Origin of the sequence: Candidatus Sororendozoicomonas aggregata (assembly GCF_031528575.1) — a bacterium.
Taxonomy (GTDB): Bacteria; Pseudomonadota; Gammaproteobacteria; order Pseudomonadales; family Endozoicomonadaceae; genus Endonucleibacter; species Endonucleibacter aggregata.
The window spans coordinates 1-12,327 of record NZ_JAVLSP010000049.1 but is presented as its reverse complement, the minus strand read 5'-3'; the positions used below and the strand labels follow the sequence as shown (position 1 = coordinate 12,327).

Below are 12,327 nucleotides of genomic sequence, written 5' to 3'. Positions count from 1 at the left end.
TAGCATGGTATCTTTAATTGTTTTTCCTATCAGCGCACTTTATGACAAAAGAAACGATCAAATCCACCGTGTTTTGATAAACAGATACTGACTTGGCGTTTCGCAGCCGAGCCGTGGACTTGCTATTGCGTCAGCGTTAAATGAGCAAACCCTGCGCACAGCCTCAGCCGGAGCAATCCGATCAGATTCAACGAAGTGCTTTTGACGCCTCCCCATTGTTCATGGCAATGCCGCTACCGAATGCTTACTCAGTTTAGAGGGTGTCACAAAACTCTGAAATACACCCCGCACCGTCATCCTGTACAGAGATTGTACAGGAACCATGCGCCAGGGAGGGCAGTCTACCCCTTGGTATCATGCGGGTTTAGTGATTCACATCCTTGTGGCATAGATCCCGTATACTCCCTATACGGGATGACGCCGGAACGCATTGAGGCTTTTGCGACACCCTCTTTATAGCGGGGGATTATCCTGACGATAGACATGCCAGCCAGTCATTAATAAATCGTTTATTTCTATTTCCTGCATAATTTCATCGTATGTCGCCAAGCCATGACTGGATAAAAGGTCGTCCAGATAATCCCTAAAAATGATAACCGGCCATGAAGACTCGGGGTGTCTTTCTATACTGTATTTCAGGTTTTGCTTTTTTTCAGCTATTGCGTCCAAATAACTCTCCCTTTGCGATGGCAGCGCTTCAAGCACCCGGTTTAACTGCCCGATAATGCCATTTCCCGTGTTTATCTGTTGTGCCATTGTTATCAGATCTGCCCTGCAGCGATCTCTAACCGTCGCGGTGAAATGTTTCGTGTAGACCAGCTCTAAAGGAATATACTTCTGCGGTCTTGAATGGTCGTCATCTCCACTGGCAAATACAAAACAACCCGGGTTATTTTTTATTAATGACGTGATGTAATATTGCTTTTTATTTTTCACTATTTCTTTGTTCAATTGCTCAGTGTAAACAGATGAACCTGAGCAAGGGCGCAAGACAGTAAATAAGGTTGAATCCCCACAGGCACCGATAATATCCTGGGCTGGGATTAAATTGATGGGCAATGTTTTATCGACGTCAATATCCCTGTAGGGATTATGAATATCTACCGGGACAACGGTAATATCGCATCCCTGCGCATTTAAATAATGTTGCATGATAAGGGATTTTCCTGCAGTACCACAGCCAATATCAACAATGTATTTAATGGCGGGGCGTTCTTTCAGAAAATCAGCAAGGTAATCAAAGTTATGGTCTATCAGGTGACACTGGGGAGACAGCTTTTCGTCCGGTTCAATAAATGACTGCGATAAATCAAGAGTGATCAGTTTCTGGTTCCCAATATCCACCCATTCTGGGTTCGCCCCGTGGGGTATATTGGCATAAGTCGCAAAGTAATTGGCGGCGGCGCTGTTACAAATTGAAGTCGTCCAATAGGAGCCGCTGGGGGGATTATAAGGCCTGGCTCGAGATTTACTGATACAGGGAACAGGTGGAGCCTTATCACTCGTTGGGTTTGAGACTCCCAAGGCTTGGTATCCATATTCACGGGTTGAATGGTCAGTTAAAGATTCAAGAGCTGTAACTGGTAAGTCATTTTTTTTGTCGGCACTTTTTTGTTCGTCGGCACTTTTGTTTCGCTCCACAAATTGCCTGTAGAGCATTGACCCATCCTCTGACTGGCTGCCTCGTTGGGGACGGGTTATACAACTCAAAGTCATCGTATAGTTTTCCCCTTCATGCTTATGTAACGCTGGACGCCAGCCACTGTATTGATATCGATCAATAGCTGCCCTTATATCACCCATCGGAATGCTTGATGAGTTGAGGATTTCCAACTCTTTGTTTTCAGGAAGCCAGCGCAGACAAAGACCCTCACTCTCAATACCCGGGCGTGAGCCTAACGCCTCAAGGGCGCTTAGCACCGAATTGACGGTTCTTTGCCCTTCTTGTCCGTATCTTTTGAGTATCAAAGAAGCAAACTCCTGAGAATCGCCTTTTATTCCGCACGTTCCATGATTCGGGAAAACACTGCCATAGCAAAGAACAACAAGAGCCAGCAGCCCTGTTGGAGATAGCGTTTTTATTATCATTCGAGAAACTCCCTACCCGGATTAAATCAATAGTGTTTATTCTGAAGGAACATAGTCGAACATTGATAAAATACCAGGGCTTACCCGCCGGGCTGATCTGCCGGAAACCAAAGGGGTTGTAGACACGTCACCGCCGGCTCAACTCATCCAGCAGCGCGATAACCGGGTGACACAGGTTTTCTGCCGCCCGCTGAAGGTTGTGGCTGAACTGCTCTGGCGCAGCCACGGGATGATCCACTAAATCCGTGACCGCCTTGATAGCCACAACCGGCACCGAATAAAGGGAAGCCACCCAAGCGACGGCCCCCGCTTCCATCTCCTTTGCCACAACAGGTTCCTGCCGCAAAATGGCCTCATCCGTGGGCGACATATCCAGTGAATTACCCGTACAGACAACGGCCAGGGGTAAATTTATTGCCCTTGCCAAGGTAACCCCTTCAGGGCACGGGTAATGCCCTTCCCCATAGGTTTTATAATCTCCCAGGGGAATTCGCCGATCATAAAAACGGATACGCTCCCCCATATACACTTGCCCAACGGCACTCCCTTTAGCGGCAAAGGCACCACAGGTGCCGGCATTAATGATCAGATCAGGCTGATAACATCGAATTGCCTCCATAGTCACCAGTGTCGCGGCCTGTGTCCCGACACACGGCACCTTGTGAACACGGTCAATACCATGGCTCATAAGACAAACGTTAAGTGTCTTATAACCCCCGCAGTAGACGTTAAAGGGCAACCTGGCATCGGCCCTGGAAACATTCAACAACTGTAATCGTTGTATCAACGGCAGGGCTTCCTGTTCCATGGCAACAATAAGCGTGATGTTTTTCATCTTAATGAAACGGTGTATAGATAAAAAATGGAGGACAAATAAAACACCCGGGTACCACCGGTACTGGCTATGCGTTTCACGGCCAAGGAGGAGTCATTGTCCCACAGATATTAAAAAATCGACTTAAAGGCTGACCGACGAAAATCGTGGGCACTTGTAAAAAGGATAGAAGTCAGGGGAATTTTTACTATACTGATCAAGAAAATAAAGTATCCATATCACAGTAGAGAATTTATCACTTCCTATACTTTGCGGTTTCTTTCATGACTGCCCAACCGTTACCTAAAACGTTCAGAAGTCCAGATTATGTGTCTACTCAGATTTGCGGGACTGGTAGTTTTTTTAAGCCTCTCCAGTCCCACCTTCTCCAGTAATTCCGACCCCGTCGACCCCATCACACCGCTATGCCAGCCTGGCTGCGTCCCTGTAACAGGCTTTGCTCAAGCGCTGGGTAAAGTCACTAATTTAGCCAATGTTCGTGTTATTCCCGTACCGTATGAAAATATTCAGGCTTGCAACCCGGGGCTTGCCTATATTAAGACAGATGCTCAGGGCACATACGGCTTTTGTTATCCAAAAGATCAGAAAATAACCCTTTTTTTCGAAAAAAGAGGGTATCAAACCTCCCAAAGCGCAACCATTAACCTTGGCCACAAAGGCACTAAGGCCATTGGCCTATACCATAATATCTCTTACCAGGCCATCGACACTGTTTTTTTACGCGTTGCTGAGCGCATTGCGCAATACTCTGCGTTAACACCGCCTGTTGTTCATCACCTTGACCGCAATAAATGTCAGGTGCTGATTACCGTCACCGGGCTTCATAAAACCCTGTATGACGCGCCCCAGGGTGAACCCGGTGTCGTGGTCTCCCTTGCCCCTGAGGGTCATGAGCAAAATACTGACAACAGGTATTACGACAAGCTATTTTACTTTCGCGAATTTATGGGAAAGACCATCCCCATTGGCGGGTTAAAACACACCTCTAAAGATGGCGGTGTCCTGATATTCAATGTTAAACCTGGCAAATATCACGTCTACGGGCATAAGCCGGGGGTAAAATTCAGACCCCTCAGCTTTACCTGTGACCCCGGGTTATGGCATCGGTTCGCTCCCGGAGAACAAGTGTTTATTAACATGAGTCCGCCACAGGGACTTCAGGTGGTGCCAGCGAAATAACTTTTAAGAAGGCCTTTAACAAGACCGTTAAGAATGATTTGATAGAGGTCATTCATCTAACGGGGTTTGGCAACGAGTGACATTGCATCAGACGTAACGTTGTTCATTGGTACCGGTGGGCGGACTCGAACCGCCACGCCCAGAGGGCAAGTGATTTTGAATCACTCATGTCTACCAATTCCATCACACCGGCATGACATTACACTGTCATATTCAACCTGTATCCGCGGGGTTTGTGGTGCCCTGATACTGTGTCAGCATTTAGCAGCCACCGTATCTCCCCTGCCACCGCAAGACCAGTGATGCTGAATTATACGGATCGCCTCCCACTTTGCAACCCCCGAAAAAAAACGCCTGCGGTCGAGTATAGTAGACTTGGCCAAGTCAACGATTCTATTATCAGCACCTTAAGCGTTGGTTCAGCCCAATAAAAGCAGGATCAGAAATCAACGGTTTCAAAAGATCAATCACAGACTGACAACACCCCCCTGAGTACAGTATCCTTGCTCACCTTTTGTCGGTATTAATTGTCCTTTTCATGCAAGTCAAAGACTTTGATTTCGATCTGCCCGATGCGCAGATTGCCCGCTACCCTGCCAAAAACCGAACAGGTAGTCGTTTGCTGTGTCTTGACGGTCCATCCGGTAAGCTACGTCATCACCAGTTTCTCCATATAGAAAACCTGCTACAGCCAGGTGATTTGCTCGTACTGAACAATACTCGGGTGATTCCGGCAAGGCTTTATGGTCGCAAGGAATCAGGCGGCAAAATAGAGCTGCTGGTAGAGCGTGTGACGGGGGAAATGGACGTCCTTGCTCATATTCGTGCCAGCAAATCGCCCAGGCCTGGCTCGCGTATTCTGTTGGCAAACAAAGGGGTAGTCGCCACGGTAACAGGGCGCCGGGGGGCATTATTCATGGTGGCTTTTGATCAGCCTGTGCTTTCGTTACTCCAGGACATTGGTCACATGCCCCTGCCACCTTACATAAACCGTGATGACGAAGGGGCTGACCGATTACGTTATCAGACGGTCTTTGCTGAAAAGGACGGTGCTGTGGCAGCGCCAACAGCCGGTCTGCATTTTGATGAGGCACTGCTGGAGCGGTTGGAAAAGAAGGGAGTTAACAAAGCGTTTGTCACGTTGCATGTGGGCTCGGGCACCTTTCAGCCGGTCCGCGTCGAAGCAGTCGAAGACCATGTGATGCACTCGGAATATATTGAAGTGTCCGAATCTGCGTGCGCGGCTATCCGTGACACCCGCAAAAATGGCGGGCGCGTTGTTGCTGTTGGCACAACCTGTGTCCGTAGCCTCGAAAGCGCGTCACAAAATGGCGAAATCTCGCCCTGTTACGGCGATACCAATATTTTTATTTACCCGGGCTACCGCTTTAAAACGGTGGATGCCATGGTGACCAATTTTCACCTGCCCCAATCAACCCTGCTAATGTTAGTCAGCGCTTTTTCTGGTCAGTCTGCCATTCTTTCCGCTTATGAAGAGGCTGTCAGGGAGGGTTATCGCTTTTTCAGTTATGGCGATGCCATGTGGTTAACCCGAAAGGACTAGAAGGAGTCTATCAGCAATGAGCAGAGAATGCTTTATGCGGTTCGAGCGACTGGCCAGCGATGGTCAGGCCAGGCGTGGCAGGTTAACGTTTCCCAGGGGCACAGTGGAAACCCCGTGTTTTATGCCCGTGGGAACCTACGGAACTGTCAAGGGGATGCTACCCCGGGATATCAAGGGGATTGGCGCGGAGATTATTCTGGGTAATACCTTCCATCTGATGCTACGCCCGGGCACGGACATCATTAAGGCACACGGCGATCTGCACGATTTTAACCAATGGCAGGGTCCCATTTTGACAGACTCAGGGGGGTTTCAGGTGTTCAGTCTGGGCAAGCTGCGTAAAATTACCGAAGAAGGCGTCTCTTTTCGCTCACCGGTGGATGGTTCGCCGGTTTTTTTAAGTCCGGAAATTTCCATGGATGTTCAGCGGCAACTTGGCGCCGATATCGTCATGATTTTTGACGAATGCACCCCCGGTGATGCCACAGAAGCGGTTGCCCGGGAATCCATGGCGTTATCCTTGCGCTGGGCCGCGCGCTCCAAAGCAGCCCACGGGGATAACCCGTCCGCCTTATTTGGTATTATCCAGGGCGGTATGTTTGAACACCTGCGCGACCTTTCCCTGGACGGCCTTGTGGACATTGGTTTTGACGGCTTTGCCATTGGCGGCTTGTCTGTGGGTGAAAGCAAAGAGGATATGATGCGAATTTTATCCCATATCACCCCACGAACCCCCATGGATCACCCGCGCTACCTGATGGGTGTCGGCAAACCTGAGGATATTGTCGAGGCTGTCCGTCGTGGTGTTGATATGTTTGACTGTGTCATGCCAACGCGCAATGCCCGTAATGGTCACCTGTTTACCGATGAGGGCGTGATTAAAATCCGTAATGCCGTCCATAAAAAAGAGACTCGCCCCCTCGAGGAGCACTGTGACTGCTACACTTGCCAGAATTTCAGCCGCGCTTATCTGCATCATCTGGACAAGTGTGGTGAAATTCTGGGGTCAATGTTGAACACTATTCATAATCTGCGTTACTACCAACGGATCATGGCCGGATTGCGGGCAGCTATCGAACAAGGTACATTGAGTGACTTTGTAACCGGGTTCTATGCGAAACAGGGGCGCTCTGTACCCGTTTATGGCGGTGGAGCGGAGTAAATCCCGGTGGGGTAGTAGCAATGAAAGTAGCAATGGAAAGTAGCAATAAAAAAATGGCAGGTTTTATAATACCAGCACCTTACCTTAAGCGGCTGCCTTAAAAGTCTGCCTTTGGCGAGGATCATGAGTAATATCATGGAAAATAAAGGCAGCCAGATCCACTGCCAGGAGCCTGTCGGACTTATGCTTTCGAGCATAAAATTCTGGCCGCGCTTTCTCGCGCTTTCTGGATTTCAGGCCGAAATTGTCTCAAGTCCGACAGGCTCCTGGTTAATGCAGGATCAGGTTGTAAAAAATGAGAAAGTAATTGCTGCTATGCTAATGCACAATACTTTTCACCAACGCGAGTCTTATCGTTATACAGGAGTTCTTTGAATGGTAGAGTTATTCAGTATGGCCTATGCTGAGGGCGCGGCTGCTGCACCGGCTGCACCGACCGGTCCGGGCATGATTGGTCAACTGGTGATGTTGGGTGGTTTTGTCGTTATCTTCTGGCTGCTTATCTGGCGCCCCCAGAGCAAACGAACCAAAGCACACAAGAATTTGCTGGCCAACTTGTCCAAAGGTGACGAGGTTGTCACCAGCGGCGGTATCGTTGGCAAAGTAACCCATGTTACAGACGACTTTCTGACCCTTCAGGTCGCTAATAATATCGAACTGAACTTCCAGAAAGCCTCTGTTGCCTCTTCGTTACCAAAAGGTACCATCAAGGCAATCAAGTAATACGATGCCCTTAAAGATACCTTCGAAAAAATTGCGGACGCAATTCGGGTCAGAAGACAGTTTGTGATTTTTATTCGAAATGGACTGTGCCAGGGAAAGCCTGGCACTTCAAAAAACTATCAGGACCGGTGAGCCATGCTCAATCGCTACCCCTTGTGGAAGTACCTGCTTATTCTAGCCGTTTTGGTCTGGGGCTTTATTTATGCCCTGCCCAATTTCTATCCCGCTGATCCGGCCGTTCAGATCACAGGCGCAAACAGCTCCAGTAAAATTACTGACGCTGTTACCAGGCAGACAATCGCTGCCCTCAAAAACGCCGGTATCAGTGTGAAGCGTGAAGACAAGACTGAGGATTCCCTGCTGATTCGTTTAAAGCAAAGCGACCAGCAGCAACTGGCAAAGTCTATCATTAAAAACACCCTTGGTGATGACTATGTGGTTGCCCTCAACCTTGCTCCTACGACCCCCTCCTGGCTAACAGCTATTGGCGCCTCGCCCATGAAGCTGGGTCTTGACCTTTCCGGTGGCGTGCATTTCCTGCTGGAAGTCGATACCGCCAAGGCGGTGAAAACCAAAATGGAAATCGCCAGCGCGAAGATCCGTACCCTGCTGAGAAAAGAACGGCTGCGCTATCGCACCATGGCTGACCGTCAAGATGGTGCCTATCAGCTAGCCTTTTCAGATGCGGAAACACGTGATCAGGCCATGGCGCAAATCAAGAAAACCTTCCCTGACTTTATTGTTGAAGGTGTGTCCAACGGTGGTCGCTTTGCTTTATCTTACCGCTACTCTGATGCCGGTATTAAAGAGATTCAAGATTATGCCGTGCGCCAGAACCTCAATACCGTTCGGAACCGCGTAAATGAACTGGGCGTGTCTGAGCCGCTGGTTCAGCGTCAGGGTAAAACCGGCATTATCGTACAATTGCCAGGTGTGCAAGATACCGCAGAAGCCAAGCGTATTCTGGGTAAAACTGCCAATCTCGAATTCCGTTTACAGGCAAGGCCTGACGCCTCAAGAACATCCTCAGAAGCGTTTGATTTCCGAGATCCCCGCCGTCCGCCGGTCATGCTGGAGCGAGATATCATCATTACCGGTGATCAGGTTGCCAGTGCCCAATCAAATTTTGACACGCAAACCGGCCAGCCTCAGGTGAATATCAGCCTCGATGGTGATGGTGGCGCCCAGATGAACCGGGCAACCCGCAATAATATCGGGCGTGCCATGGGGGTGTTATTTGTTGAGCAAAAACCCTACACTCGCACTGAAACCCGGATGGAAAATGGTCAGCCAGTAAAGGTAAAAGTGCCTGGTTTTATTGAAGAGAAGCACATTATCAGCCTGGCAACGATCCAGAGCGCCCTCGGTAACCAGTTCCGCATTACTGGCCTCGATTCCGTGGCTGAGGCCTCCGAGTTAGCCTTGCTGTTAAGGGCCGGCTCCCTGGCGGCGCCCATGTACTTTGCTGAAGAGCGAACCATCGGTCCCAGCCTCGGTGCTGAGAACATTGCCATGGGTATTACCTCGACCATTATCGGTTTGATTATGGTGGTGATGTTTATGACCGTGGTTTACCGTGTCAGCGGAATTCTGGCGAACATTGCCCTGGCCTGCAATCTGATGCTACTGACGGCGGTAATGAGCCTGGTGGGCGCCACACTGACCATGCCAGGCATTGCCGGTATTGTCTTAACCCTGGGTATGGCCGTGGATGCCAATGTGCTGATTTTCTCGCGAATACGTGAGGAAATTAAACATGGCCGGCCCATTCAGCGAGCCATTCATGATGGCTTTGATCGTGCTTTTGTTTCCATTATGGACGGTAATATCACCACATTACTTGTGGGGATCATCCTGTTTGCGGTGGGCACAGGCCCGGTAAAAGGCTTCGCTGTCACCCTGTCTCTGGGTATTCTGACCTCCATGTTTACGGCCATTGTCATTACCCGGGCACAAATGAACCTGGTCTATGGCGGCCGCAACATCAAAAAACTGTCTATCTGAGGAGGCTGTCATGGGCAAGAGAAAAAGCAAAACTGTTGATACTGACGTTACCTCGCCAGACGCACGCCCGGATGAGAAAATCATCGGTTTTATGAAGCTGCGCACCTTCGCAACGGTGTTGTCGGTGATTTTGGTGGTAGGCTCTTTGATCTCTCTGGTCACTCGGGGCATTAACTGGGGGCTGGATTTCACCGGCGGTACGGTGCTGGAGCTGCATTATGATAAACCCGTGGATACCGAAAATGTCCGGGCCCAACTGGTCAAAGCAGGCTATACGGAATCCAGTGCGCAGGAGTTTGGCTCAGCCAGTACTGTGCTGATCCGTATGCCCGGTGACGATCCGGCACTGGGTAATAAAATCGCCCAAATGCTCGCTGCCAACTACGAGGGCAAGGTGGAGACCAAGCGGGTGGAATATGTTGGTCCTCAGGTGGGTGAGCGCCTGCGCGAGCAGGGTGGGTTGGGAATGCTGATGGCGCTGGGGCTGGTCATGCTTTATATTGCCTTCCGTTTCCAGTTCAAGTTCTCTGTGGGGGCGGTCGTGGCATTGACTCACGATAGCATTATCGTACTCGGATTGTTCGCGCTGTTGCAGCTACAGTTTGACCTGACGGTCATGGCCGCCATTTTAGCGGTTATCGGTTATTCCCTTAACGATACCATTATCGTCTATGACCGTATCCGTGAGAACTTCCGTAAGCGCCGTAAAGGCACAGCCTCAGACATTATCGATGTCTCCCTGACCCAAACCCTCGGCAGAACCCTGGCCACCTCGGGTACCACCTTGATGGTCTTACTGGCGCTGTTTCTGTTTGGCGGCGAGATGATCCACAATTTTGCCACGGCACTGATTGTGGGTATTGGTGTGGGAACCTACTCCTCCATCTATATTGCATCGAACTTGTTACTGTACTTGAAAATCAGCCGGGAAGACTTGCTGTTACCGGTAAAACAAGAAGAGATGGATAAAAGACCCTGATCACCGGTGATTCCATGCCGGGCTTATGCCCGGCGCGCAGTCATCAGTTACCCATTTTCATTCATCAGGTAGTCTCAATGCCCCGAGGCCGCATCACTCTCATTCTGTCTTAACAACGACCGGCTAAGGGCAAAAGGGATTGCCAGAAGTCTGCCACTTGTGGTGAAGAAGGTAAGTATTCCCACCCTCTCGGAGCGTGGGAACAAGGTTAAGCCAGATTATCAGGCCAGTAACGGTTACTTTATCCGTTATTTACCGGCATATATTCCATCAATGTCTTAAGAAGCTGGCGGTCACGCACCAGATTTTTGGAAATCTCAGCAAGGGGCGTATCCGTGGGGGGCTGCAATATGTTTGGCATTAACACCGTCAGCAGACCGTTGGTGTCCATGGACTGAGCTCCCCTGGGGCCTTCTTCACTGGCAACGATGTGATATATCTCAGCAGCGCTTTGCAGTAGCGTCTGCTGATAGGGGGAGCAACCGCGCAGTACCTCACTGGCAAATTGTTGACACTGCTCAGGCTGTTCCCTGTCTATTTTGGCGTATAAGTCTTGCGCCTGGCGGTAGCGATCTTCGGAAAAAATGTTCTGTGACTTTAAGTGATCTTTGTAAAGCCGTGAAAAGTCGTTGATTTCCACCGTATCAGGGTTTGCTAAAAGTCGCTCATAAGGCTTTGGCGCAGGCTCTTTCCTCAGTACACCATCCCCCTCTCTGATGGTCGCTTTAATACGCTCGGCGGCTGGCAAGAAATACTGCTTGTTCAAAAAAGGTTTGAGGGCTGCCACGACCGTTTTTAATGATGGGTTTTTTTTCTTCGACGCAATGTTATACAGTTCGGTCAAATCAGCGTGTGAGAGTAGCTTGCATGCCTGCCCCAGGAACGACACATGCTTTTGTTTGAGGGCGCTCTCTTTTTTTTGCACAATCTCCCGACAACAGTTCATTAGGTGCTTTTGGGGTGAAGTCTCTTTTTTGGGGTGCCTGTAGGCTTTGCCAAGGGCTTGATAATCATCGGGTTTCATCCCCTTTTGCATAAACATCAACAAGGCATCAATGCTTTGAAATGTTGTCGCGTTCCTTTTTCTCGCCTGGGCAGAAGGTCTGGGATGATTTCTTGGCGGTCTTAATTTTCTTTTGTCTTTAGCCGCCGGGTTAGTCAATAACTCAGTTTCTGGAACAGCGTTATCCAAACTGGCATTTAAAGCAGATTCTCGAGGACTGTCGCTGGCAACCTTTTGAGAAGAAGCGGGAGAGGTTCGCTCTCCGGTCTCAGGCTCCGCTGGCGTTAAGGCATTACCTTCAGGTGATGGAGAGGGTCTGCGGTGAGTCAGTGGTTTATCCAGAGCACCCAGGTCATCGTGCTGCCTTGGTGGTCGCATGGTTTGCGCGCAGTCCCACTCCATAACCTTTCGGGTGCAAAAGCTGCCACAGGCTTTGTTAAGAGCCCTCAGCTTTTTCAAGGGGATATCTGTGTGTGTTTCCAGATAGTTGAAGTAAGTTTGTTTAAAAGCCTCAACACGATCGCTAAGTGGCAATGACATGGTATCCTTCCCATAAAGTCAGAGTTAAGCAAGTCATTTTTTAAGCGTATATCAGCAGAGGGAAATGAGCAAAAGCCGGGTAATACAGGCAGAGTTATTATCCATTAAAAAACAGGCGCAGCGCCTGTTTTTTTAGCCCGGATATTTCATAAACTGCCCTGAGAATTGCGCGAAACCTTGCGGTTCTAAGGGATTTTGCGAAGGAGCGCCGTACCGGGGAGTACGGTCGACTGAGCAAAACTCCCTTAGA

The 12,327-nt window shown here is 49.5% G+C and carries 10 protein-coding genes and 1 tRNA gene; 7 read left to right on the top strand and 4 right to left on the bottom strand.

Annotated features, from left to right (window positions below; all coding sequences use genetic code 11):
* Nucleotides 1-453: 453 nt before the first annotated feature.
* Nucleotides 454-2,088 (bottom strand): hypothetical protein, encoded by a 1,635-nt coding sequence (locus tag V4C51_RS10535; protein ID WP_330926117.1) that lies wholly within the window; start codon nt 2,086-2,088, stop codon nt 454-456.
* 127 nt (nt 2,089-2,215) lie between these two features.
* The gene (locus V4C51_RS10530) at nt 2,216-2,923 is read right to left on the bottom strand and encodes a phosphorylase family protein (protein ID WP_330926116.1); all 708 of its coding nucleotides are present in this window, start codon (nt 2,921-2,923) and stop codon (nt 2,216-2,218) included.
* Between the two features lie 306 nt (nt 2,924-3,229).
* Here V4C51_RS10530 and V4C51_RS10525 point away from each other — a divergent pair, with 306 nt between their 5' ends.
* On the top strand, nt 3,230-4,102 hold the full coding sequence (locus V4C51_RS10525) for a hypothetical protein (protein ID WP_330926115.1): 873 nt from the start codon (nt 3,230-3,232) through the stop codon (nt 4,100-4,102).
* 107 nt (nt 4,103-4,209) lie between these two features.
* On the opposite strand, the gene V4C51_RS10520 is transcribed toward V4C51_RS10525, so the two are convergent.
* Nucleotides 4,210-4,295 (bottom strand) — tRNA-Leu (locus V4C51_RS10520).
* 345 nt (nt 4,296-4,640) lie between these two features.
* Between V4C51_RS10520 and queA the strand changes: the two genes are divergently transcribed.
* The 6 genes from queA (at nt 4,641) to secF (ending at nt 10,534) form a co-directional block, all read left to right on the top strand.
* Nucleotides 4,641-5,666: a tRNA preQ1(34) S-adenosylmethionine ribosyltransferase-isomerase QueA gene (queA, locus tag V4C51_RS10515; protein WP_330926114.1), complete on the top strand. Its 1,026-nt coding sequence runs from the start codon at nt 4,641-4,643 to the stop codon at nt 5,664-5,666.
* Between the two features lie 34 nt (nt 5,667-5,700).
* On the top strand, nt 5,701-6,828 hold the full coding sequence (tgt, locus tag V4C51_RS10510; protein ID WP_476577895.1) for a tRNA guanosine(34) transglycosylase Tgt: 1,128 nt from the start codon (nt 5,701-5,703) through the stop codon (nt 6,826-6,828).
* A 123-nt stretch (nt 6,829-6,951) separates the two neighbouring features.
* Nucleotides 6,952-7,203, top strand: coding sequence for a hypothetical protein (locus V4C51_RS10505; protein WP_330926112.1), 252 nt, complete (start codon nt 6,952-6,954; stop codon nt 7,201-7,203).
* Complete coding sequence (gene yajC / locus V4C51_RS10500; protein WP_330926111.1) at nt 7,204-7,551, top strand: preprotein translocase subunit YajC; 348 nt, start codon at nt 7,204-7,206, stop codon at nt 7,549-7,551.
* Between the two features lie 135 nt (nt 7,552-7,686).
* Entirely contained in the window at nt 7,687-9,555 is a 1,869-nt protein-coding gene (gene secD, locus V4C51_RS10495) for a protein translocase subunit SecD (protein WP_330926110.1), read from the top strand.
* 10 nt (nt 9,556-9,565) lie between these two features.
* Entirely contained in the window at nt 9,566-10,534 is a 969-nt protein-coding gene (gene secF / locus V4C51_RS10490) for a protein translocase subunit SecF (RefSeq protein WP_330926109.1), read from the top strand.
* A gap of 241 nt (nt 10,535-10,775) precedes the next feature.
* On the opposite strand, the gene V4C51_RS10485 is transcribed toward secF, so the two are convergent.
* On the bottom strand, nt 10,776-12,077 hold the full coding sequence (locus V4C51_RS10485) for a hypothetical protein (RefSeq protein WP_330926108.1): 1,302 nt from the start codon (nt 12,075-12,077) through the stop codon (nt 10,776-10,778).
* Between the last annotated feature and the right edge of the window lie 250 nt (nt 12,078-12,327).